The 22,058-nt window shown below is 62.6% G+C and carries 20 protein-coding genes; 13 read left to right on the forward strand and 7 right to left on the reverse strand.

Features of this window, described 5'->3' with window-relative positions; genetic code table 11:
- The first annotated feature begins 10 nt into the window (after positions 1-10).
- The 4 genes from AB0O87_RS07860 to AB0O87_RS07875 are packed head-to-tail and all read left to right on the forward strand — an operon-like array spanning position 11 to position 3,978.
- Positions 11-1,306 (forward strand): nucleotide sugar dehydrogenase, encoded by a 1,296-nt coding sequence (locus AB0O87_RS07860; protein ID WP_363513756.1) that lies wholly within the window; start codon positions 11-13, stop codon positions 1,304-1,306.
- Positions 1,306-2,442 carry a UDP-galactopyranose mutase gene (gene glf / locus AB0O87_RS07865; RefSeq protein WP_363513759.1) on the forward strand — a complete coding sequence of 379 codons (1,137 nt, stop codon included), beginning with the start codon at positions 1,306-1,308 and terminating at the stop codon, positions 2,440-2,442. The genes AB0O87_RS07860 and glf overlap by 1 nt, the downstream gene beginning before the upstream one ends.
- A 10-nt stretch (positions 2,443-2,452) precedes the next feature.
- Positions 2,453-3,244: an ABC transporter permease gene (locus tag AB0O87_RS07870; protein WP_363513762.1), complete on the forward strand. Its 792-nt coding sequence runs from the start codon at positions 2,453-2,455 to the stop codon at positions 3,242-3,244.
- Positions 3,244-3,978 (forward strand): ABC transporter ATP-binding protein, encoded by a 735-nt coding sequence (locus AB0O87_RS07875; RefSeq protein ID WP_363513765.1) that lies wholly within the window; start codon positions 3,244-3,246, stop codon positions 3,976-3,978. Before AB0O87_RS07870 ends, AB0O87_RS07875 begins: the two co-directional genes overlap by 1 nt.
- Positions 3,979-3,985: 7 nt before the next feature.
- On the opposite strand, the gene AB0O87_RS07880 is transcribed toward AB0O87_RS07875, so the two are convergent.
- The 3 genes from AB0O87_RS07880 to AB0O87_RS07890 are packed head-to-tail and all read right to left on the reverse strand — an operon-like array spanning position 3,986 to position 7,439.
- Positions 3,986-4,567 carry a hypothetical protein gene (locus tag AB0O87_RS07880; RefSeq protein WP_363513768.1) on the reverse strand — a complete coding sequence of 194 codons (582 nt, stop codon included), beginning with the start codon at positions 4,565-4,567 and terminating at the stop codon, positions 3,986-3,988.
- A 2-nt stretch (positions 4,568-4,569) separates the two neighbouring features.
- Positions 4,570-5,532 (reverse strand): glycosyltransferase, encoded by a 963-nt coding sequence (locus tag AB0O87_RS07885; protein WP_363513771.1) that lies wholly within the window; start codon positions 5,530-5,532, stop codon positions 4,570-4,572.
- The gene (locus AB0O87_RS07890; RefSeq protein WP_363513774.1) at positions 5,529-7,439 is read right to left on the reverse strand and encodes a glycosyltransferase; all 1,911 of its coding nucleotides are present in this window, start codon (positions 7,437-7,439) and stop codon (positions 5,529-5,531) included. The genes AB0O87_RS07885 and AB0O87_RS07890 overlap by 4 nt, the downstream gene beginning before the upstream one ends.
- A 129-nt stretch (positions 7,440-7,568) precedes the next feature.
- Here AB0O87_RS07890 and galE point away from each other — a divergent pair, with 129 nt between their 5' ends.
- Positions 7,569-8,576 carry a UDP-glucose 4-epimerase GalE gene (gene galE / locus AB0O87_RS07895; protein ID WP_363513777.1) on the forward strand — a complete coding sequence of 336 codons (1,008 nt, stop codon included), beginning with the start codon at positions 7,569-7,571 and terminating at the stop codon, positions 8,574-8,576.
- A 24-nt stretch (positions 8,577-8,600) separates the two neighbouring features.
- On the opposite strand, the gene AB0O87_RS07900 is transcribed toward galE, so the two are convergent.
- Both AB0O87_RS07900 and AB0O87_RS07905 read right to left on the reverse strand, forming a co-directional pair.
- A complete protein-coding gene (locus AB0O87_RS07900) occupies positions 8,601-9,899 on the reverse strand; it encodes an O-antigen ligase family protein (protein ID WP_363513780.1) in 1,299 nt (432 codons plus the stop codon).
- Positions 9,896-11,311 carry an O-antigen ligase family protein gene (locus AB0O87_RS07905; protein WP_363513783.1) on the reverse strand — a complete coding sequence of 472 codons (1,416 nt, stop codon included), beginning with the start codon at positions 11,309-11,311 and terminating at the stop codon, positions 9,896-9,898. The genes AB0O87_RS07900 and AB0O87_RS07905 overlap by 4 nt, the downstream gene beginning before the upstream one ends.
- Positions 11,312-11,380: 69 nt before the next feature.
- On the opposite strand from AB0O87_RS07905, the gene manA reads away from it, so the two are divergent.
- The 4 genes from manA to AB0O87_RS07925 all read left to right on the forward strand — a co-directional run bounded on the left by manA (position 11,381) and on the right by AB0O87_RS07925 (position 17,511).
- On the forward strand, positions 11,381-12,511 hold the full coding sequence (gene manA, locus AB0O87_RS07910) for a mannose-6-phosphate isomerase, class I (RefSeq protein ID WP_363513786.1): 1,131 nt from the start codon (positions 11,381-11,383) through the stop codon (positions 12,509-12,511).
- A gap of 156 nt (positions 12,512-12,667) precedes the next feature.
- Positions 12,668-12,988, forward strand: coding sequence for a WhiB family transcriptional regulator (locus tag AB0O87_RS07915; protein WP_363513789.1), 321 nt, complete (start codon positions 12,668-12,670; stop codon positions 12,986-12,988).
- Between the two features lie 102 nt (positions 12,989-13,090).
- On the forward strand, positions 13,091-16,132 hold the full coding sequence (locus AB0O87_RS07920; protein ID WP_363513792.1) for a glycosyltransferase: 3,042 nt from the start codon (positions 13,091-13,093) through the stop codon (positions 16,130-16,132).
- Positions 16,129-17,511 (forward strand): DUF5719 family protein, encoded by a 1,383-nt coding sequence (locus AB0O87_RS07925; RefSeq protein ID WP_363513795.1) that lies wholly within the window; start codon positions 16,129-16,131, stop codon positions 17,509-17,511. The genes AB0O87_RS07920 and AB0O87_RS07925 overlap by 4 nt, the downstream gene beginning before the upstream one ends.
- A gap of 28 nt (positions 17,512-17,539) precedes the next feature.
- Here the strand turns inward: AB0O87_RS07925 and AB0O87_RS07930 are convergent, their stop codons facing one another.
- Entirely contained in the window at positions 17,540-17,965 is a 426-nt protein-coding gene (locus AB0O87_RS07930; RefSeq protein WP_363513798.1) for a hypothetical protein, read from the reverse strand.
- A gap of 78 nt (positions 17,966-18,043) precedes the next feature.
- On the opposite strand from AB0O87_RS07930, the gene AB0O87_RS07935 reads away from it, so the two are divergent.
- The 4 genes from AB0O87_RS07935 (at position 18,044) to AB0O87_RS07950 (ending at position 21,235) form a co-directional block, all read left to right on the forward strand.
- The gene (locus tag AB0O87_RS07935; RefSeq protein WP_363513801.1) at positions 18,044-18,250 is read left to right on the forward strand and encodes a DUF3499 family protein; all 207 of its coding nucleotides are present in this window, start codon (positions 18,044-18,046) and stop codon (positions 18,248-18,250) included.
- Positions 18,251-18,348: 98 nt separating this feature from the next.
- Positions 18,349-19,275 (forward strand): efflux RND transporter periplasmic adaptor subunit, encoded by a 927-nt coding sequence (locus AB0O87_RS07940; protein WP_363513804.1) that lies wholly within the window; start codon positions 18,349-18,351, stop codon positions 19,273-19,275.
- Positions 19,272-20,024, forward strand: coding sequence for an ABC transporter ATP-binding protein (locus AB0O87_RS07945; RefSeq protein ID WP_363513807.1), 753 nt, complete (start codon positions 19,272-19,274; stop codon positions 20,022-20,024). The genes AB0O87_RS07940 and AB0O87_RS07945 overlap by 4 nt, the downstream gene beginning before the upstream one ends.
- Positions 20,021-21,235 (forward strand): ABC transporter permease, encoded by a 1,215-nt coding sequence (locus tag AB0O87_RS07950; protein ID WP_363513810.1) that lies wholly within the window; start codon positions 20,021-20,023, stop codon positions 21,233-21,235. The genes AB0O87_RS07945 and AB0O87_RS07950 overlap by 4 nt, the downstream gene beginning before the upstream one ends.
- A 3-nt stretch (positions 21,236-21,238) precedes the next feature.
- Here AB0O87_RS07950 and AB0O87_RS07955 read toward each other — a convergent pair whose 3' ends face one another.
- Positions 21,239-22,048, reverse strand: coding sequence for an RDD family protein (locus AB0O87_RS07955; protein ID WP_363513813.1), 810 nt, complete (start codon positions 22,046-22,048; stop codon positions 21,239-21,241).
- Positions 22,049-22,058 lie beyond the last annotated feature (10 nt).

Below are 22,058 nucleotides of genomic sequence, written 5' to 3' on the forward strand. Positions count from 1 at the left end.
GCTAGGCGTTATGCGTATCGCCGTCGTAGCCCTAGGAAAAATCGGGCTCCCGCTTGCCGTCCAGTTCGCCTCTTCCGGTCACGACGTGATCGGCGTCGATGTCAACCAAAAGGCTGTCGACACCATCAATGCGGCAAAAGAGCCGTTCCCCGGAGAGGCAGAGCTGCAAGAGCGCCTCGCCGAGCTGGTCCCCTCCGGCAAGCTGAAGGCGACCACGATCTACGCAGAAGCCATTCCCGGTGCAGATGCCGTGGTGCTGGTTGCTCCGGTCTTCGTCAACGACGAGACGTGGGAACCAGATTTCAAGTACATGGACTCGGCTACCAAGTCCCTCGCTGAGCATCTGACCCCAGGCACGCTGGTCTCGTACGAGACGACACTCCCGGTTGGCACCACTCGTGACCGCTGGAAGCCAATGCTCGAAGAAGGCTCTGGTCTTGTCGAGGGCAAGGACTTCTTCCTCGCATACTCGCCCGAGCGCGTGCTCACCGGTCGTGTCTTCGCCGACCTTCGCAAGTACCCGAAGCTCATCGGTGCTCTCTCCGACGAGGGCAACCGGCGTGCTCGCGAGTTCTACGAGGCTGTGCTGCAGTTCGACGAGCGCCCAGACCTCCCTCGCCCCAACGGCGTGTGGGACCTCGGCACCACGGAGGCTTCCGAGATGGCGAAGCTGGCGGAGACAACCTACCGCGACGTCAACATCGGCCTTGCAAACCAGTTCGGCCTGTTCGCCGCGTCCCACGGCATCGATGTCTACAAGGTGATCGAGGCGTGCAACTCGCAGCCTTATAGCCACATTCACCGTCCGGGAATCGCTGTCGGCGGCCACTGCATCCCCGTCTACCCCCGGCTCTACCTCTCGACAGATCCAGATGCCGACATCGTGCGCGTCGCACGTCAGCTCAACGCATCGATGCCGGAGCGTCTCGTGGCACAGGCCGAAGGCATCCTCGGAGATCTCACCGGGCTCCGCGCCGTCGTCCTCGGTGCCGCCTACCGCGGGGGAGTGAAGGAGACCGCGTTCTCTGGTGTCTTCCCCACCGTCAAAGCACTCAAGGACCGCGGAGCCGAGGTGGTCGTGCACGACCCGCTGTACACAGACGAAGAGCTGCGCAGCCTCGGCTTCGAACCTTACGCAATGGGCGGCGATGTCGATCTCGCGATTCTGCAGACCGACCACGCTGACTACAAGGAGATTGCGCCTGCGCACTTGCCTGGCATCAAGCTGATCGTAGACGGCCGCGCGGCAACCGATCCTGCTCTGTGGTCTGGAACGCCTCGCATCGTCGTCGGAACGGCCGCCTGATGGATCTTCTCGTCGTCGGGTCTGGCTTCTTCGGCCTCACCATCGCAGAGCGCGCCGCTGAAGCGGGCCGCAAAGTCACCGTTATCGATCGCCGCCACCACATCGGGGGTAACGCGTACAGCGAGGCAGAGTCCGAAACCGGCATCGAAGTTCACCGCTACGGAGCTCACCTCTTCCACACGTCTAACGCGACCGTGTGGGAGTACGTCAACCGCTTCACGAGCTTCACCAACTATGTGCACCGCGTTTACACGACGCATAAGGGCACGGTGTTCCCGATGCCGGTGAACCTCGGCACGATCAACCAGTTCTTCCAGTCGGCATACACGCCAGAACAGGCGCGAGCGTTGGTCAAAGAACAGGCCGGCGAGTTCGATGCGAAGACCGCATCCAACTTCGAAGAGAAGGGCATCGCCCTTGTCGGGCGCCCGCTGTTCGAAGCGTTCTTCCGGGACTACACCGCCAAGCAGTGGCAGACCGACCCGCACAAGCTCTCTGGCGACATCATCAGCCGCCTCCCTGTGCGCTACACATACGACAACCGCTACTTCAACGACACGTGGGAAGGTTTGCCGACAGACGGGTACACCGCGTGGATCGAGCGGATGGCTGATCACCCCAACATTGAGGTGAAGCTGAACGTCGACTACTTCGACGAGGCACAGCCACTCAACAAGAAGGCCACTGTCGGTCAGGTCCCCGTGATTTACACAGGTCCGGTCGACCGGTACTTCGACTATGCAGAAGGCGCGCTCAGCTGGCGCACGCTCGACTTCGAGCAGGAAGTGCTCAACATCGGCGACTTCCAGGGCACGAGCGTCATGAACTATCCCGACATGGATGTTCCTTACACTCGGATTCACGAGTTCAAGCACTTCCACCCTGAGCGCAAAGAGGTGTACGAGTCGAACAAGACCGTCATCATGCGCGAGTTCTCCCGTTTTGCAACCAAGGACGACGAGCCGTACTACCCGGTGAACACACCGAGTGATCGCGAAGGCCTGCTGGCCTACCGCGAGCTTGCGAAGGGGGAAGAGGGAGTGCACTTCGGTGGGCGCCTCGGCACCTACCAGTATCTCGACATGCACATGGCCATTGGCTCGGCGCTGTCGCTCTGGAACAACACTCTCTCTTAGACTCGACACTGTGAGTCACGCTGCTACCGGGGCACCCGGGACGCCCCGGCGATACCTGCATTCGTTGTGGCTTCTTTCGGCGCGCGACCTGAAGGTCCGCTACGCGACAAGCTTCCTCGGGTACCTGTGGTCGATCCTCGACCCGCTGGTTATGAGCGCGATTTATTGGTTCGTGTTCACGCAGGTGTTCCGGCGAAGCGTGGGCGAAGATCCCTACATCGTGTTCCTGATCGTTGCGCTGCTTCCCTGGGTCTGGTTCAACACTTCGGTGTCTGACTTCACGAGGGCTTTCAAAAAGGACGCTCGACTGGTCAGATCAACCGCGATTCCGCGATCTATCTGGGTGAACCGAATTGTGCTGAGCAAGGGCATCGAGTTCTTGTTCTCGATGCCGGTGCTCGTGCTCTTCGCCGTCTTCAGTGGCGCACAGGTCAACTGGATGCTGCTGTGGTTCCCGGTTGCTGTTCTGCTGCAGATCATGCTGCTGGTAGGGCTCGGGCTGCTGGTCGCGCCATTGTGCGTGCTCTACGCCGACCTGGAGCGCACAACCGCCCTGATCCTGCGCGCATTGTTCTATGCCTCGCCGGTTATCTACAGTTTCAACGACCTACCAGCGCCGTTCGACACACTGGGGGCCTTCAACCCTCTGGCTGGCATCTTTACGCTCTACCGGGTCGGCTTCTTTCCCGATCTTTGGCAGACCACTCCCATAGTCATCAGTGCCGTCATGTGCGCGGGCATATTTGCTCTGGGTGTGTGGACATTCGGGCGCCTCGAGCGTCCAGTGCTGAAGGAGCTGTGATGTCGGCTGCAATTGAAGTGCAGGGGCTTGGCGTTCGCTTTCGTCGGAACAGGCGCGGCAGCCGTAGTTTCAAAGACCTCTTTGCTGGCTCGTCGCGCCGATCTCGGCCGGGGGAGTTCTGGGCGCTGAGAGATGTTTCTTTTAGCGTGCAGCCTGGCGAGTCGATCGGCGTTGTCGGCCGCAATGGTCAGGGAAAATCGACCTTGCTTCGGCTTGTCGCAAAAGTTCTACTCGCCGATGAGGGGATCGTTTCTGTCAACGGGGGAGTAGCGCCGCTCATCGAGATCACCGGCGGTTTCGTCGGTGACCTCACCGTGCGCGAGAACGTGCGGCTGACCGCGGGGCTGCATGGGATGTCCCGTGAAGAGGTGGCTCGTCGCTACGACGGAATCATCGAGTTCGCAGAACTCGCAGGTTTCGAAGACACCCCGTACAAGCACCTCTCCAACGGCATGAAGGTGCGTCTTGCGTTCTCGGTTGTCTCCCAACTCGATGAGCCGATCTTGCTGGTCGACGAGGTTCTCGCGGTGGGCGACAAAGCCTTCCGCAAGAAGTGCTACAAGCGCATCGACGAGTTGCTCGCAGAGGGCCGCACGCTGTTCTTCGTGAGCCACAACGAGCATGACCTGCGACGGTTCTGTACGCGGGGGTTGTACCTCGACAAGGGCGTTCTGGCGCTCGATGGACCCATTGGCGAGGTCCTCGACCGCTACAACGCCGATTCAGCCGCCTAGAGACGGCTCAGAGCCCGACCAAGGTCCGCAGACTCTCGACTGAGGTCCTGGCGGCATTGAGAGGCGCCGAGACGCCGGAGCCATCGGTGATCGCCATCCGAAGCTGAGCAAGGTCCTCCGCGTACGCCACCACTCCGTCACGCCACTCCTGATCGATGGATGAGGGTGGTTGAGCATCAGAGAGCCGCTGCGCATCTAGCTGCAGGGACTCCACGACGGGCAGTGCATCTTGACCGCTCGCGCTTGCGACAATGTCGAGTCCGCGAGGAGCAGTATTGAGCCATCCGCTAACCTGCCCTCGAAATTCTTCGACGGTGGGGTCTGCCACCGGCGGAGCAGTGGTGATTGGGGTTACAGACGGTTCGGGCGTGGGCGTCGCTGACGGTGAAGCGCTGGGTGTAGCGCTCGTTGTTGGTGAAACGGTCGGTGATGGTGTGGCGGTGTCGTCGCGAGGAAGCAAGAAGAAAAGCAGGACTCCTACAATGGCGAGGGCGGCGACTGAAAGCGCAATGATCAGCCAGACCTTTCCGGTCTTCTTGGGTTTCGGTGGGAGCGGTGCCCAACGGAGTTCTGGCTGCTGTTCTTCCACGTTTACGCCTCCAATGGGGCCATCGGCTGCCAGCTACGGTCGCGTGCGACCTTGCCGCCGTCGCGGATCCCGCGGAACAGGTTGCTGGTGCCACGCACTGTGCGTTCGACGAAGACGAGCCGGATGAGCTCTTTGAAGAAAGTCGCCGCCGTCCCCAGACCGAACAGCACCGGGTTGTAGACGCCGTGAACGCGGTAGTACTGCTTGATGAAACCCCGGTTGCGCATGATGTAGTAGCGGTAGGCGTTGCTAGAGGCATTCATATGGCGAATGCCCATGTCCCACTGCTTAATCTCGCGGGTGCGGCGCAGCACGAACTCATCGACGATGACCGCGGTAGTGCGGCGAGAAGCCAGCCACCCGTACATCTGGTCGTCCCAGTAGATGAAGAACCGTGGGTCTGGCAGCCCGATCTGCTGCACAATCGAGCGGTGAATGAACATGCCCTCGAAGCAGCCGCTGTTCATCTCTTTGTATCCGGTCTCATCGAAGCCAGACGGTGCGAACGGAATCGGAATGCCCATGCGCTCAGCAATGCGGTACTGCCAGTAGAACTCACTGCCGTCGTAGTCGAAACGGCGTCCCTGGATGCTCTTGAAGCGCGAGCCCCACGCGCCCATCTTCGCCAGGCCCTCCGTGAGGACCTCGACGTCGTCGTCCATCATCCAGATCCACTCGGAGCCGAGTGCATACGCCGTGCGCATGCCCTCGCTGAAGCCCCCTGAACCGCCAGTGTTCTTTTCGAGCCGTCGGTACACAATCTCCGTACCGATGCCGTCGCGGAAAGATTCGACAACGTCGGTGGTGTCATCCGCCGACGCGTTATCAATGATGACCACGTGCCCGGGCTTCGGGTCCATCGCAGTGATGCTGGTGAGAAGCCCGGAGAGCAAATGCGAGCGATTGAAGGTGACGATAACGATCGTCGCCGACTGGGGGTCAAATGCAGCGGGGGCCGCGGTCATCGCTTCTCCTCGAAAATCTGCTCCCAAGACTCGGGCGATACGAGATCGGGTAGCGCCGCGCGGTACTGCTTCTGCAACTCAGGCCAGCGGCGGCGAAGCTCGGCATGCAACTGCACCGTCTCACGCAACATCCGGCGGTACTTCGCGCGATCACGTGTGTAAATGTTCTTTCCGGACCCATCGGCAGCGCTCACAAGGGCGCTGTCGAAAGCGGGAACGCGCCACCAGTGTGCATCGCCCTTGCCAAGCTCGATTTCGGGCTGCGCGACGTTGGCCGGATGCGGGCGGTGCAGATAGTGCGCAATCAGCGTGGAGAGAGTGAACCAGCGCAGTCGAACGCCCTTCGGGCTGTCGAACTTGTTCTTCGGGAGTTGCTTATAGACCTGACGTCCACGGCGCGAGTGCAGCACTGTCGCGGGATCGCGGTGGATCACTGTCTCAGGGAACTGTTTGGCGAGTGCGCGTGCGGCGGGCATTGCCGTCGCCAGGTTCTCGCGCATGTGATCGGGTCCGGAGAGAATGTCCCGCAGAGCTTTCGCTCGCAGAGCGACGGGGTAGTACTGCATCATCATGAGGTGCTTGAGGTCAACGCGGCGGCTGTGCTTCAAAAGTCGGCCGCCACTGGGCACATTCGAGTGCAGTAGTCCTGCAACGATGCGGTTGCGAGCGTGGAAGTACGCTTGCCAGTCGATGGAGTCGTCTTTGTTGACCCAGGAGACATGCCAGAGGGCGACACCTGGCATCGACACAGTGGGGAACCCTGCTTCTCCTGCGCGGAGGCAGAACTCCGCGTCGTCCCACTTGATAAAGGCGGGGAGCGACAGCCCTACCTTGCGGATCGCGTCAAGCGGAATCAGGCACATCCACCAGCCGTTGTAGTCCGCATCCATGCGCATATGCAGAAGCCTCGATTGACGCAGGTTGGCGACGCCGAAGTCGTGGGGCATCTTCTCTTGGTAGAGGTTGCGCCACATAAACGGACCCTCATCGACGACCTCCGCCCACCCGTGCAACTTGGGGCGGTCGAGCAGGTCGAACATGTGCCCGCCCACCAGGATCGGGCTCGTCGCGAACTGACCGAAGATGATGGAACGGCGTAGCGACTCTGGTTCGATCCGTACGTCGTCATCGAGCAACTGCACAAAGTCGCTCTCTGGACGCTGCAGGGTCTCGTGCATCGCGCGGGCGAACCCACCAGACCCGCCAAGGTTGTCCTGTCGGATTACCTGAAGTGTTTCGCCCAGGCTCTCGGAGACCTCGGTGTACCCGTCCTGGTCTGCGACCAACTGAGTGCCCTGATCGATCAAGAAAATGCGGTCCACCAATTCGAGAGCGTCTGGTGACGCGGCTAGTGCTCGCAGGGTCTCGACGCAGTAGTCGGGCTTGTTGTATGTCGTGATGCCGAGCGAGGCTTTGCCGGCTCTGGCCGGCTCTTGCTCTGTGGTCCACTCCGCACCTTCGAGCACCGCGGGCTTCTCATCGGCGACAATGTCGAACCAGATCCAACCACCGTCGCTGTACTGGGTCAGCTCGAGGTCGAAAGAGGTCGACGACTCGCCTGTGACCTCGCGCGTGGCAACGCGCTGGCGCACGCCAGCGCCGTTGGACCGATAGACCAGAATGGTCGCCGGCCCCGTCGTGCGCACGGTGAGACGCACCTCCCGAACACTGGTCCAGTGCTGCCAGTAGGACGCAGGGAACGCGTTGAAGTACGTGCCCATCGACACTCGGCGCCCGGCGACGATGCGTGCACGGTTTCGACCGAGAATGTTTCCGAGGTGGGCGCGATTCGAGACGCGCACCGGTTCTTCTTCGATCACAGACCATGTCTCGGGGTCCGCATAGAGCGGGAGCAGATCGGGGTCGCGATCGAGTGGGAAGACGACGTTCTGAAGGACGTGGGCCACTGGGGAGTTCTCCGATGTTGGTACCGCGGTCCGTAGCGACGGTCATCGCGGGATTCGACGAGCAGTGAGTATCCTATCGCCCACCGCCTACGGATCTGCGGAGAGTCGGCCAGCGAGCAATCGAGCGCGATGACTAGACTGACCGCGATGAAGGTACTGATTACCGGCGGCGCCGGCTACATTGGCTCAACCGTTGCGACGGCGTGCATTGAGGCGGGGATCGAGGTCGTCATCATTGACAACCTCTCCAGCGGACTCGGCGCTTTCGCGGAGGGTCGGTCCCTTTACGTCGGCGATATCGCCGACGAGGCGGTGCTGGACGAGTTGTTGGCTGATCACCCAGACATCGACGCGGTGATCCACTGCGCGGCGCGCATCGTGGTGCCGGAATCGGTTGCCGATCCGCTCGGATATTACGAGGCCAACGTCGGTAAGACCATCACCCTCCTGCGGCGTATGCGAGCGGCGGGGATCATGCGCGTCGTCTTCAGCTCGTCTGCGGCAGTGTATGCGGGGGAGACGGGCGATGGGGTCGACGAGGATGGCGTGGTCGCCCCGGGGAGTCCATATGCCGCGACGAAATCAATGGTCGAGCAGATCTTGAAAGACGCCGCGACAGCTGGCGATGTGAGGACCATAGCCCTGCGCTACTTCAACCCGATCGGTGCGGATCCGCAGCTTCGGACGGGGCTGCAGAACCCGACACCTTCACATGCCTTGGGAAAGATCATGCAGGCACGTGCGAACGGCGAGCCTTTTTCGATCACAGGGACTGACTGGTCGACGCGCGACGGTTCAGGCCTGCGTGACTACATTCACGTCTGGGACTTGGCGCTCGCGCATGTTGCGGCCGTGCAGAAGTTTGACGAGGTCGCCACACCGGATGAGCCGTATCAGGTGATCAACATTGGTACCGGAGACGGTGTGACCGTGCGTGAGCTCGTCGCGGCGTTCGAGCGGGTCACCGGAACGCCGCTCCCTGTGGTCGAAACCGGCAGACGTCCGGGAGATCAGGCAGGCGCGTTTGCGATCGTCGACCGTGCCGCCGAGGTTTTGGACTGGCGCGCTGAGCGCTCTGTAGATGACGGAGTGCGCGACGCGCTCGCGTGGGCTGAGAAGCTCCCGTCAGTGCGCTGAGCGCCAAAGCTCAAGCCCCGCCGACTACTTCTGTGGGCCGAGTGTAGGAATCGCGCCCGTGTGGGCAGCATCAATGCTCTCGCGCCACGAGCGCGATTGTCCGGCTCGAAGTGCACACAGCACGAGCATGAACCAGCCGGTATCAACGAGCGTGAAGCTCTCGAACATCGAGTCGACCGCCAGCGTGACCAGCACGATGGGGGTCCAGGCGTAGATGACAGATCGGCGAGCGCTCGCGACGAGCCAAGACCGCACCAGGGCGATACCGCCCAGAAGAAGGAACAACACCAAACCGGCGGCCCCGAGCTGAAGAAGCACGTCGAAGAACGCGTTCAGTGCGCTCTGATGTCGATCGTTGAGCTGGTAGTTGATGAACGTGAATGGGTACTCGCCGCGCGCCCACTCGCCGAACCACCCCCAGCCTTCAATCGGCTTCACGGCGACGAAGTCGAGAATTGTGTTCCACAGTGATGCCCGGATAGAGAAGTCCGACCCCGCATCCAGCAGCGCAATGATCTGATGACGCAGCGCAAATGCGCCGGCGAGAGTAAGCGCGACGAGGATGCCTAGCGCCCACTGCACGAGGTCTCGCCGTTGGGGCGAGGTATGCCGCACGATCGTGAGGGCGATGGTGACCAGCCCGACAGCGACCGCGAGGACGACGACGGTGGGGGAGGCGGAAAGAAACGCGAGTGATGTTCCCAGTGCGATAGACAGCACAGCGAGCGGGGCATCAACCGATTGTGTGCGCCATTCGATGACGAAGGTGATGAGTGCGATAACTGCGATAAACCCGAGCATGTTTCGGCTACCGAACACGCCTTGAATCGGGCCGCCCTCCGCCAGATTTCCCTGCACCGCGAGGAATGTAAACGGGACGTCGAACAGAATCCCCGACAAGATCTCGACGCCGAGCGAGACGCTCAGAAGCACACGAAGAGTGTCACCGATCGCCCGCACTGTCTGCAGCGTGTCGCGGAGATGACCGATGGTGATCGCGAGAAAGGCGTAGCCGAAAAGCGACATCCAACCCAGCAACGTGTCGGATCGGTCTGTCGTCCAAGCGAGGCTCACGAGCGCCCAGGCGAGAAAAGCCAAGAGCGACGATGGCGCGATTCGCAGCAACGACAGCTCTTCCCTGCGCACCCAAAGGATTGCAGCGCCGAGGAGGCAGAGCAGTGCGATCACGGTCGCCAAGGTGACCGAAGACGTCATCCGTTCGATCGCGTACGAGCCGAATACTGCGGTGAGTGCAGCCAGCGTGAAAGCGCGCGCAAGCTCGACCGAGCCGAGCAGCCGCACCAGCGGACGACTGGGGGTCACGGCACCCGCCGTTGCCGCATGCCTCGTTCAAAAACGAGGTCGCGTTCACCGACACCCACCAGCGGCACCGACTTGAGTTTGAACGAGAACAGGATGAGGAGCATCCAGCCCCAGAGCATGATCGGTGTCGATTCGGAGAACCCTTGCACAAGCAGGACCACCGTGAACAGGCTCGGCAACAGCGTCAAAGGAGAGAATCTGCGCGTGGCATCGAGATCCCACCGCGGCCGATCGATGGCGAAGAACCATGCTCGCCACAGCAGCGACACGTACGCGAGACCCATCAAGACCACGCCCAAGATGCCGAGTTGTAAAAAGACATCGAGCCACATGTTGTGCGCGTGAAAGACCGTGATGCCATGGTCAACGATCCAGCCTTCGAAGGCGGGGTCTGTAGGGATCCACGGGCTGGAGAAGCCGTTGCCGAACACGGGGTGGGTGCTCGCCCGCTCGAAGACCTTCGCCCAGATGAGGTCGGAGCGTCCGGTGAGGTCTGAACTGCGGCCGAGCAGCGCCAACAACGGTGCTTGAAACAGCCACACCGCCGCGGTAACCACGGTGGTGCCACCGATCGCCACCACATAGATTCGAGTCCGCTCGCTGGGAGTGCTCGTGCGCCGCATCAACATCGCCACGGTGAGAACTATCGCCACCGCGACGGCACAGGCGAGCACGGTTGCCGAAGAGGTGCGGAACAAGAAGTATCCCGCGAGAAGGATCCACAGCGCGAGCGTGGTGCGCCAGCGCTCGCGGGCGGCAAACAACACGCCAAACGTGATGATGGCGAAGAGGGAAATGATCGCGAGAATGTTCGCATTCCCCACGATGCCCTGAATCCTGCCGCCGTCGAAAAGGTTGTCGCGCACCCAGTACCACTGCGGGTCGAGGTCTCCCTCAGGGGCGACGAAGAAGTTCGGGAGGAGTGGACCGTGCACGACCAGCGAAACCCAGAGTTCGAGGGCCAGCGAGAGCCCGAGAATCCACTTGAAGGCCGACGACAGAGCGCGCACGATCTCGTGCCAGGTGAGAACGTGCGCGACGAAGAGCCCGTTGACGGTGACAGCAGCCAGCAACACCCAGGTAATGAGCGTCGGTGCGCGCCACTCTGACCAGGCAACCGAGATGAGAGCGAGAGCGGTGTACCCGAGTGCCGTCCACGGCAGACGTCGCCAGCGGAACGGCTGCGGGCGGTTCTGAGCGAGCATCGGTACGCCGATGCCCACAGTGGCAAGCGTAAAGATGACAAGCGTGACCGCCGCCCCATTTTGCCCGAGCAGGTTGTACACCGCTGAGTGGGCGAACGTGATGATAAAAGTCACAATCACGTATGCGCGCAACAGAAGGTGCCCCGTGGCCTCGCGTTCCGGCGCGGTGGGCGGGGCAGTCACTGGATGCTTCGTGTACTGAGCCATCGCGTTCAGGTTACCGCCCCGACGCTCGGAGCGTCCTCGGGATGTCTCGCACGCCTCTACGCTGGTGGCATGCTGTTGAGCCTTTCGAACACGCCCCGCGACTACGCCTGGGGATCAGCCTCGCTCCTTGCCGACCTCGAAGGACGCACCCCCACGGGGGCTCCGGAAGCCGAAGTGTGGTTTGGGGATCACCCAGGTGACCCCGCAGATGTCGCTGGTGGCGGCACGCTTGACCAGGTCACCGGGGGCACGCTTCCTTATCTCCTTAAGCTGCTCGCGGCGGCCCGTCCGCTGTCTATTCAGGTGCACCCCACGCTCGACCAGGCGCGTGCCGGATGGGAGCGCGAAGGCGCGCTCGCCGCAGACGATCCACAACGCAACTATCGCGACGGAAACCACAAGCCAGAGCTTCTCGTCGCTCTCAGTGACCGTTTCGAGTCGTTGAGCGGGCTACGCCCTGTCTCCGACACGCTCGTTTTGCTTGAGCTGCTGGATGACAACGCCGGCGTCGCGCAGCTGCGTGCGCGTCTCGAAGCAGATGGCGATGCGCTGCGTGACGTTATTGCGTGGTTGCTCGGTGGAGACGCCCAACAAGAGGTCAACGAAATTATCGCTGCGGTTATCGTCGCCGCCGAGCGAGAAGACGCAGGGGAGTGGCAAACGACCCTCCGCGCGATCGCCCGCGTGGCCGCCACCTACGAGGGAGATCCCGGCGTTGTCGTCGCGCTGTTGATGAACCATCTGGTGCTGCGCCGCGGCGAAGGTGTGTTCCTTCGGGCTGGGCTGCTGCACGCTTACCTCTCAGGCCTTGGTGTTGAGATCATGGCTGCAAGCGACAACGTTCTTCGCGGAGGACTCACGCCCAAGCGCATCGACGTGCCGGAGCTCCTCTCGATTCTCGACACGACTCCCGGTGAAGTGCCGGTGCTGCGTGGCGTCGGCGACAGCGGACTCACCCACTACCCGGTGCCGGTAGCTGACTTCTCGCTCAATCGGATTGTTGTGCAGGGTGATCCAGTGGCCATCGAAGTTTCAGGTCCCACGATGGTGCTCTCCACCGCTGGCACAGTTTCGGTTTCAACGTCTTCTGGAGAGTCGGTCGACCTCGCAGTGGGATCTGCGGCATTTGTTGATGAAGGCGAGCGCGTCGCGACAGTCACGGGTGTGGGGGAAGTCTTTATTGCTGGTCCAGGAAGCTGAGGCCGGATTCCGAGCCGCGACACGCCGGTAAAACGCTAGAGACTTTAACTACCGGCTTGAGGGTTTAGTATCCGCGACTTGACCCGAGCGAATGACACGGGTGTAATTAGTCAAGTGCACGGCCCGCGGGGGGCGGAGACAGGGTTGGAGATCGAGATGACGGGTTACCGTTCAGACGTACCAGAGAACTGGTTTGTCGATCCGATCAACCTCGGCGTACCAGGGGTACGACGCCCGGATGCCGCCGACGACGACAGTGCCCTTTCGTGGCAGGCCGAAGCGCTTTGTTCGCAGACCGACCCCGAAGCCTTCTTCCCGGAGAAGGGCGGATCGACCAGAGACGCGAAGCGCATCTGCACTTCATGCGATGTGCGGGGCGAGTGCCTTGAGTACGCGCTCAACAACGATGAGCGCTTCGGTATCTGGGGTGGCCTCTCCGAGCGCGAGCGTCGCAAGCTCAAGCGCCGCGCCAGCTGATCTTTCGTCCCCGAGAGACGCCCATAGGGGGCGCATATCTTCGCGGGCGCGCCGCGTCCGGTGCTCTGGGGCTGACCTTTGCCCGCATAGGCTGACGACGTCATGCCAGCCCGAGTTCACGCCATCATCGTCGCGCGCAATGGATCATCCTCCCGCGCGCAACTTCTCCGCACTCTTGAAGCCCTGCGGTCCCAGAGCGCACCTCCGGCGGCCGTCACGCTGGTGATATGCGGCGACGCGACTTCGGCACGCGAAAGCGAGTCCGTCGCCACCACCGTCGAAGGCATTATTGAAACCAAATCGTCGACCTCGTTCGCCGAGGCCGTCGAACTTGCTCGGCCACGCGTACAGCAAGGCAGTGCGATCTGGTTGCTCGCGCAAGACACAGCCCCGCATCCTCTGGCATTGGAACGTCTTCGTGGCACTCTAGAGCGCTCGCCTTCTGCGGCAATCGTCGCCCCAAAACTCATCTCGTCCGACAACGAACGCGAGATCGTTTCGCTCGGTGTCACCATGACGACCCTCGGACGCTCCGTTGAACTCGCAGCGGGAGAGTTGGATCAAGGTCAGCACGACCGCTCAGACGATGCGCTCGGGTCCGACATCCGCGGCATTCTCATCCGGGGCGAGGTGCGCGATGCCTTGCGACCAGACCCGGCGCTCGCAGGAGCAGATGAAGGACTCGACCTCGGCGTGCGTGCTCGCCTGGGCGGCGGACGGGTTGTCTTGGCGCCGAACGCGCGCGTAACTGTAGCCCCTGATGGGCCGGCCGCTCTGCCGCACGGGCGCACCAGGCGTGCCTTCGTGACGCGCCTGGCTCAGCTGCACCGCCGGTTGGCTTACGCCCCAGCGCCCGCTGTCGCACTTCACTGGCTGAGCCTGCTTCCGCTTGCGCTCTGGCGTTCCATCACCGACCTCATCGCGAAGCGGCCTGAGGCCGTTCTCCCGGAGTGGGGTGCCGCGATCACTGCGATGTTCCGCGTGGGGGCGGTGGCCAGATCACGATCCAGAATTCGCGCTTTCCGCTCGTCCACGTGGGCAAGTATCACGCCCCTGCGGATTACATCGACTGAACTCCGCCGACGTCTCGACGACGGTCATGGCAGCGAAGGAGGCGCGGTCAGCGAACTACGCTTCTTCTCCGGTGGCGGTGCCTGGGCAGTGCTCGCAGCGCTTGTCGTGAGTGTGGCGTCGTTTACATCTCTTCTGGCGTGGACAGCACTGGGCGGTGGCGGCCTGTTGCCGCTGCGTCAGACCGTCGCGGCGCTGTGGAGCGATGCGGCGTGGGGCATGCGCGGAGTCGCCGTCGATCTGGTCGGTCCCGCCGACCCATTTGCCGCCGTCGTTGCGGTACTGGGGACGCTATGGCCAGCAGGGCCATCGTTCTCGCTGGTGTTGCTGTGGTTGCTTGCCCTTCCGCTCGCCGTACTTGGCGGCTGGTTTGCTGCCACCAGGGTCACGGATCGCGAAGGTCTACGAATTTTTGCGGGTGTCGCGTGGGCGCTCGCTCCGACATTCCTGATTGCCCTTGTTGATGGGCGTCCAGCCGCCGTGCTGGTGCACCTCTTGCTTCCGTGGCTGTTTCATACTGCGGTCGTTGCGCACCGTTCATGGGGTGCAGCAGGGAGTGCCTCTCTGGTGCTCGCCGCCGTCATCGCGTGTGCGCCGTCGCTTGCCCCAGCGCTCGTGCTGCTCTGGGTCGTTGCACTGGGTATTGTGCTGGCGGCCGGGCGATTCCGCGGAGCAGGCCGCGTGCTGTGGCTACTCATTCCGACGGCTGCGCTCTTTGCTCCGCTGATCTTCTGGCAAGTTTCGCAGGGAACACCCTTGGCGCTGCTGGGGGATCCTGGCCTGATCTGGGCAGGACCGCAGGCCGCGGCAGATACCGCGGGAAGATTCGCGCTCGCCACAGGTTTCCCCACTGAGGGATTCGCTGGCTGGACAACGTTCCTCCCAGAATCGTTCGTGCCGTGGGTTCCGGTGCTTTGTGCACCGCTTGCTCTCCTGGCGCTCGGTGCTGCCGTCGCTCCGCGTTGGCGCGCAGGAATCGTGCTGCTTCTGGTCGCGCTCGTCGGCCTTGCGACGGCGTTTGCGGCCGTGGGCGTGACCGTCAGCTTCGCTCAGGGAACTCCGGTCGCTATCTGGCCAGGGGCTGGTCTCAGCTTGGCTTGGCTCGGCGTGGTTGGCGCGGCGCTCGTGACGCTCGACACGGCCATCACCCTGCCACGTCTGAGGGTTGTCGCCGCCGTCGCGGCGGCGGCCACGCTGGTCGTGTGCGCCGTGCCCGCGCTCACGGCCATGCACGCGGGACGCTCCGTACTCACGAACGGCCCGGAATCCACCTTGCCCGCGTACGTCGCGGCGCAGGCTGCGGGGGATCTATCGATCGCCACTTTGATTCTCACCCCTCAAAACGACGGCGCACTCGCTGTCGACGTTGCCCGAGGTGCCAGCGAGACGCTTGGCTCGCGTTCCACCATGGTGTCTACCGCTGTGGAGCCTCAGGGGTCAGATATCTCCACCCTGGCCGTAGATCTCCTCTCGGCGCGCGAGTTCGATGCGCCGGGTGAGCTGGCCGCCAACGGTATTAGTTACGTCTTGATCGCTGAGGTGCCTGACGAAGAAGATAAAGCACGAGCGCTTCGCACCACGGCGGTCGCTTCGATTGACCAGCGTGCTGGTCTTGTTCACGCGGGCACGACCGATCGTGGCGTGCTGTGGCGGCTGGACACCGAGGTCGAGGCACCTCTTTCGCTCACCGCCGCGGAACAGAGCACCGCTCGCCTGGTGATGACGGTGCAGCTTTTGGCCGTCTTTGCGGCTCTATTGCTGTCGATTCCAACCCGTGCGTCACGCCGCGCTGCCAGGGCGCAGTCGCGCATCGTGGGGCGGGTTCCGGAAGAGCCTCTCGTCCTCCCTCGGCACGCAGAGGACCGGGAAGATGCCGAGGATCAGCCGGTCGGTGCGTTGGAGGAGCCTCAGGACGCTCCGGCTCTGAATGACGAAGCGCTCGCGCCGATCGCTGAACCGTCTGTTGATCCAGACGCGGAGAGTGCGCCTGCGGAAGATGTCGTCGCGATGGATGACGCCGATTCGGTCGAAGACGACTCGCGGTCAGAGCCCGAAGCGGAGGAGGAACGATGAGCCGGAAGCGTGCTTTCCGCGTTGCCGCAACAAGCGCACGGGTCGTTGCAGGCGTCGCCTTCGCCGCCGCGTGTGTGATCGGTGTCACTGCTGCGGTGTACGCGCCTTGGCCGACCGTCGCGCATGAGCCTGCTCAGGTCGACGTAACTCCGCTGCCCGGCGATAGCGTCGTCGTGTGCAACGGAGATTTCCTTGCACTCGGACGCAATGCAGAAGATCCGCTGGCTATGCTCTCGGCCGCCTCACCGACGCTTACGTTTGGCGGTACCGCGGGAGATCCGACGACGCAAGGAATCACGCCTCAAGACCTCACGGATGCGGGGGAGGCGCAACTGCTGACCGGAGCGGTGGTTGACCGTGCAGCACCGCTGATCGCCGGAGCGGAGTCGATGACGCTCGCGACCGAAGACCTCGCAGGGTACGCCGCGTTGCCGTGCGGCACACCGCGGCTGGACTCCTGGCTCGTCGGTGGAAGCACCGATACGGGAACAGAAGACGTCGTGGTGCTCACGAACGCCGCAGAGGTTCCTTCGACCGTTACGCTCTCGGTCTACGGAAATGTGCGCAGCACGAGCACCGCAATTGTTCCGGCCAAGTCGCAGGTGGCGCTTCCTCTGGCCTCGATCGCGAGTGGCGATGACGCTCCGATCGTGAAAGTGAATGCGGTAGGCGCTCCCGTTCGTGCCGTGCTGCAGTCGTCGCTTGTTCGGGTGCTGGATCCCGCTGGCATTGATTTGCAAGATGCGGTCGCTGGCGCTCAGCAGAAACTTGTTTTCACCGGGGTGCAATCCTTCGTATCAGCCGGCGACGACTCAGAGATGGCCGTCATGCGCCTGCTCGCACCTGGTGCGGATGCGCGTGCTGAAGTGCGCGTGCAACGAGAGGGCACAACAACGTCTGTCGAAGAGTTCACGGTGCCCCTGGATGCCGACCTGCCGTCGCAGGTCTCGCTCAGTGGCTTGGAACCGGGCATGTACACGGTCGAGGTAGAAGCAGACGCACCTCTGGTCGCGGCGATCCGCGAGCAAGACGGGTTTGGTCTCGATTCTGACTTCGCCTGGGTGATGCCTTCACCTACGATCGACTCAGACGTGGCTTTTGAGGTCCCGGATGGGCCCTCGCCTCGCTTACAGCTGTCGAATCCTGCAGACGAAGATGTAACTGTCACCCTGGAGTCCCTTGAGGGGGGTCAGCCGGTCGAGGTCGTCGTCGCCGCCGGCACATCTACCGGTGTGGAGGTCGCCGCGAGTACGACCTACCTCTTGCAGACGAACTCACCAGTGCACGCCGCCGTCACCCTCACCGCTACCGGAGCGCTCGCTGTTTTGCCGGTGCAACCCAGCGGGGGAGTAGAGAACTCGATCACGGTCTACCCCTGACGCTGATCTCTCCGTCGAGGCTTGGGCCTCAGTGGTCGTGCCCGATATCCCAGGGTTCGCGCCCTACGTACTCTGCGGCTGCTCTGAAGACTGCGCTTTCGATCGCCATCCGGCGGTGCGCTGCATCATCGTGACCAGGCGGTAGCATCCGTTCGATCGGAAGACGGAACAGCACTATGCGCTGATTCTTGCGATCGACGTACCAGCGAGGAACTGAATCCGCCGCGTCGAAGCCGGGAATAGCGCCGATCTCGAACCTGACTTCTTGCAACTCTGGCCATGTGCCTCGCAAGAACTCGACCGCTGTGCCGACGGTGAGATCGAAGCGGTCCAAGCGGCCGTCGAGGGGAGCGAGAGGCGGTCGCACCACTTCGCTACGTCCGAGGCGGCCGTGTCTGCCATGCCGCGCACCACGCCGAGGGGCAGGGGCAGGAGCGGTACGACGACGAGGCATGTCGAAAGTCTAGGCGGTGCCTGGTGTCTGCGGCGCGGCCTCCGGTGGTGCAGCGGGTGCCGATCTACGCTGACGAAGATGAACGAACGACAGTGCTCGAAGGTCGGCTGCACGCGAGAAGCCGTTGCCACGCTGACCTACGACTATGGCGACCAGATGGCAGCGCTTGGCCCTCTCGGTGCAGCAAACGATCCGCAGGCGCAAGACCTGTGTTTGCCCCATGCGGAGCGTCTATCTGTTCCTGCTGGCTGGCTGGTGCTGCGCCACGAAGCGCTTCGTGCCTGAGCGTGTGCTCGGAAAGCTGATTTCACTCCACGCTGCAGAATGAAGTCTGTGTACGCTAACCGCAGGCGTACCAGGGCGGTGTTGCCGGAAAGGCATTCGTGATCATCTGGCGCCGCTGGATCTTCCCCTTGCTCATGGTCGTGATCCTCGGCGTATGCGCCGTTGCGCTGGCAAAAATTGCGTTCTTTCCTGACGAGGTCGTAGGCACTGTCAGCCCAGAAGCGGCCCTCACCGAACCGGTGGTTGTGGTGGAGCGGGGTTCGGTCGTCAATGCGCTCAGTCTGAATGGCAACGTTGCCCGCGATGATGCGTTTGCCGTGCGAAACGAGATCGACGGCACCGTCACAGCTGTGCACGTGGGAGAAGGAGCGACGGTCAAGGCCGGCCAGAAAATTTTTACCGTCCGCCAAGATGAGCCGCGAAAAGACATCGACGTCCTCGCGCCAGAGGCGGGCGATGTGTCAGATCTCGCGCTTGTAAAGGGACAGTCGACGGCGGCGGGGGCAGAGTCTTACCGGCTCACGCCAGCTCGCTATCACGTGCTCGCGACTGTCGATCCTGTCCAGCTATACCGCCTCGTCGACGCCCCCACAGAGGCGACAGTGACGATCACTGGCGGTCCTGCTCCCTTCGCCTGCACCGGTGTGAAGGTGCAGGTGACTGCCGAAGGCGTCGCCAACGTGCGCTGCGCGATTCCCACTGATCAGACCGTCTTCGCCGGTCTCCCTGCGTCGATGGATCTCGCTCTCGGTCAAGTCGACGACGCACTCATCATCCCCGTCACAGCGGTACAGGGTGGTGCGGAGACCGGCAATGTCTGGGTCGACGCCGATGATGGCGCCGAGCCGGAGGAACGAGCAGTCACTGTGGGCATTAACGACGGGGTGATGGTCGAGGTGCTCGAAGGGCTGGAAGAGGGGGACAGCATTCGCGAGTTCGTTCCCGGTTTTGTGGCGCCGGTTGAGGAGTATTGCTACGAGGTAGCACCCGGCGTGGAAGAGTGCGAGAGCGGAACGAACTGGTGAGTCTTGTCGCACTGCAAGACGTCTCAAAAAGCGTCCTGCTCGCTGACGATTCGCGCCTCGAAATTCTTCGCAGCGTCACGCTCGAAGTGGGAGCGGGGGATCATGTCTCGATCGTGGGGCGTTCTGGATCCGGAAAGTCGACGCTACTCAACATCCTGGGAATGCTGGACGCCCCGAGCGCTGGTTCCGTCTCGTTCGAGGGCCGCGAAGTCGGCAAGATGCGTTCAGGACGCCTCGACCGGCTACGGGGCGACAATGTTGGTTTCGTTTTTCAGCAGTTCAATCTGCTCCCTGGCCGCTCGGCCATCGACAACGTGATGATGCCCCTGGGGCACGCTAAAGGGCGAATGTTCTGGGATCGGCGGCAGATCGCTACCGACATGTTGGAGCGGGTCGGGCTGGGGCATCGCATCGATCAGGTCGCTGACCGCCTCTCCGGCGGTGAGCAGCAACGAGTGGCGATCGCCAGGGCGCTTGTACGTAAACCCGTCCTGATTCTTGCGGACGAACCGACAGGCGCCCTCGATATCGACACGGGTGCTTCGGTGATGTCGCTTCTCGATGAGGTCGCGACAGAGACATCTGCGGCGCTTGTCACAATTACCCACGACCTGCACGTCGCTGCGCGTGCGCGGCGACACTACCGTCTGGATGCCGGTCAGCTCGAAACCGTTGACCTCACCCGGGCTTTCGAAGCATCGACGCTCTCGGCGTCCGTACCGTCGACTTCAGTGGGGAGCCTCGAATGACAGGCTTTCTCGGTGCGCTCTCCGATGCCTGGGCAGAGATCCGCGTTCACAAACTTCGGGTCTTACTCAGCCTGATCGGCATTGCCGCATCGGTCGGAGCGCTTACGGCGGTCGTGGCGATCTCCGAATATCAGCAACAGTTCCAGACAGAGCAGTCCGACCGTTCTGGCGGACGAGCGGCCACTGTCGTGGTCTCTCTCAACTCCAGCGATGGATCACCCGTCGACACCGCTGATTTCGATGAGCGCTTCAGCAAGGTGGTCGATCGCTTCAGTTTCAGTCACGCGGCACGCATTGCGCAGCAGATTTTCCTGGGGGCGCAGCTGCCAGGGGGAATTACTCAGGTAGCAGTGCGCGCCATGGACCCGGCCTACGCGCAGATTCATCGTGAAACGCTTTTGGAGGGCCGCCACCTCGTCGAATCCGATATCGAGGCGCTGGCACCAGCGGTCGTCGTGAGCGAGGCTCTGTGGGACCGCTTAGGCCGAGTTCCGCTAACGCAGCACCCGACGGTGACGCTGGACGGCGCTCCAGGCGGAACTTTCCAGATTGTGGGCGTCACTCCGCGGGAAGGGTTTGGCGACGAGCAACTTCGTATCGATCTGCTGTACGACGCCTACTTGGCACGCGTTGACGCCTTGCCGCTGGATTCGTGGATGCAGTACGAGGTTTGGATAGGACAGGACGAGGTCGACGAGGTCGCCCCGGTGATGGCCATGGATCTTCGTGCTGGCCTGCCCGCCAGCCAGATAGTGACGGTCACCCGCTCGGACTGGGCCGCACAACCCGGAGCGTTGGACTCTCAGGCCACCTTCGAACTGGTTACCGGCGGGATAGCTGTGGTGATTCTGGCTCTCGGGGCGTTGAGCCTGATCAACATCCAGCTGGTGGCGATGCGCCAACGTGTGCGGGAGATTGGAGTGCGGCGAGCCTTCGGCGCCAGCTCAAACCGCGTGTTCTTCGCCGTGTTCCTGGAGAGTCTTGTCGCAACGACCGTCGCCGGGATCGTCGGCATCGCGATTGTCGTGGCGATTCTGCGCTCGGACTGGGTGGTGACTTCGATGTTCTATGGAATCCAAGACATCCCCCCATTCCCGATGCGAGCGGCGGTCGTCGGGCTGGTCGCCTCGGTCGTCGTCGGCGCGGTCGCGGGATTTATCCCCGCGGTCGTTGCACTGCGCGTGAAAGTTATCGACGCGATTCGGTTCTGATCTTCAGATACCGACACGCCGCCCGGTGAGTCGTTCGGCGCGATGGTCTGCGTTGGTGAGCGCTCGACGTTCGCGCTCCCTGCGGATGACGGTGATGCCCACGAGGATCTGCTCGGGGGCAACCTGGGGCATCGGAGAAACAAATGGAGCGGCTTCGCTCAGCAGGTCGGAGGCGACGCGTGCTCGTGCCGCCGGAACCATGCGAGGGGCGCTCTGCAGAAACTGCGAGATGCGTCTCGCGAGTCGGTCAGGCATCCGCGCCACATCGGCGATCTGTGCCCAGCCGGCAAGCTCTGGGGGAAGAACCGGTGCGTGGGTGACGAGAGCGGGGGTGCGCACCCGCTGACTGTACGTTCCGGCGACGAGATCGCCCAGCCGCTGTGACCGCGCGTTGAAGGCGCCGGTGAGGACAGCAAGGCCACCGAAGGTCATATAAATCTCAAGCACCCCGAGCAGCCCCCGGATGAACGCGTGTCGGAACCCGGCAGCACCACCATCAACGCGCACAATCCGACCACCGATCGCCAGCTTTCCGAGACTGCGACCTTTGAGCGCAACCTCGATGGTGATCGGCAAGACGACGAAGCTCACCACGATGGCGGAGACAGTGGCGATGCGGTCGGTGGCCTCATTGAGCACACCGGCGTCCAGCAGCCAGATGCGCAAGAAGATCCAGAGAAGAAAGACTGCAAAACCGAGCGCCATATCGATGAGGGCACCGAGCGCGCGAAGAATGAAACCGACCGGTTGCGCATCGATGGCCACGGCTTCGCCGGAGAGAACCTCATCGGATGCGTCGAGTTGGGCGGACATGAGTACAGTA

The organism is Microbacterium sp. NPDC076768 (assembly GCF_040687205.1).
Lineage (GTDB): Bacteria > Actinomycetota > Actinomycetes > Actinomycetales > Microbacteriaceae > Microbacterium.

Bases quoted from the DNA above. Each gene is read 5' to 3' on its own strand.
- AB0O87_RS07860 (WP_363513756.1), top strand. From the start codon at position 11: ATGCGTATCGCCGTCGTAGCCCTAGGAAAAATCGGGCTCCCGCTTGCC.
- glf (WP_363513759.1), top strand. From the start codon at position 1,306: ATGGATCTTCTCGTCGTCGGGTCTGGCTTCTTCGGCCTCACCATCGCA.
- AB0O87_RS07875 (WP_363513765.1), top strand. From the start codon at position 3,244: ATGTCGGCTGCAATTGAAGTGCAGGGGCTTGGCGTTCGCTTTCGTCGG.
- AB0O87_RS07885 (WP_363513771.1), bottom strand. From the start codon at position 5,532: ATGACCGCGGCCCCCGCTGCATTTGACCCCCAGTCGGCGACGATCGTT.
- galE (WP_363513777.1), top strand. From the start codon at position 7,569: ATGACTAGACTGACCGCGATGAAGGTACTGATTACCGGCGGCGCCGGC.
- AB0O87_RS07905 (WP_363513783.1), bottom strand. From the start codon at position 11,311: ATGGCTCAGTACACGAAGCATCCAGTGACTGCCCCGCCCACCGCGCCG.
- manA (WP_363513786.1), top strand. From the start codon at position 11,381: ATGCTGTTGAGCCTTTCGAACACGCCCCGCGACTACGCCTGGGGATCA.
- AB0O87_RS07915 (WP_363513789.1), top strand. From the start codon at position 12,668: ATGACGGGTTACCGTTCAGACGTACCAGAGAACTGGTTTGTCGATCCG.
- AB0O87_RS07920 (WP_363513792.1), top strand. From the start codon at position 13,091: ATGCCAGCCCGAGTTCACGCCATCATCGTCGCGCGCAATGGATCATCC.
- AB0O87_RS07925 (WP_363513795.1), top strand. From the start codon at position 16,129: ATGAGCCGGAAGCGTGCTTTCCGCGTTGCCGCAACAAGCGCACGGGTC.
- AB0O87_RS07930 (WP_363513798.1), bottom strand. From the start codon at position 17,965: ATGCCTCGTCGTCGTACCGCTCCTGCCCCTGCCCCTCGGCGTGGTGCG.
- AB0O87_RS07935 (WP_363513801.1), top strand. From the start codon at position 18,044: ATGAACGAACGACAGTGCTCGAAGGTCGGCTGCACGCGAGAAGCCGTT.
- AB0O87_RS07950 (WP_363513810.1), top strand. From the start codon at position 20,021: ATGACAGGCTTTCTCGGTGCGCTCTCCGATGCCTGGGCAGAGATCCGC.
- AB0O87_RS07955 (WP_363513813.1), bottom strand. From the start codon at position 22,048: ATGTCCGCCCAACTCGACGCATCCGATGAGGTTCTCTCCGGCGAAGCC.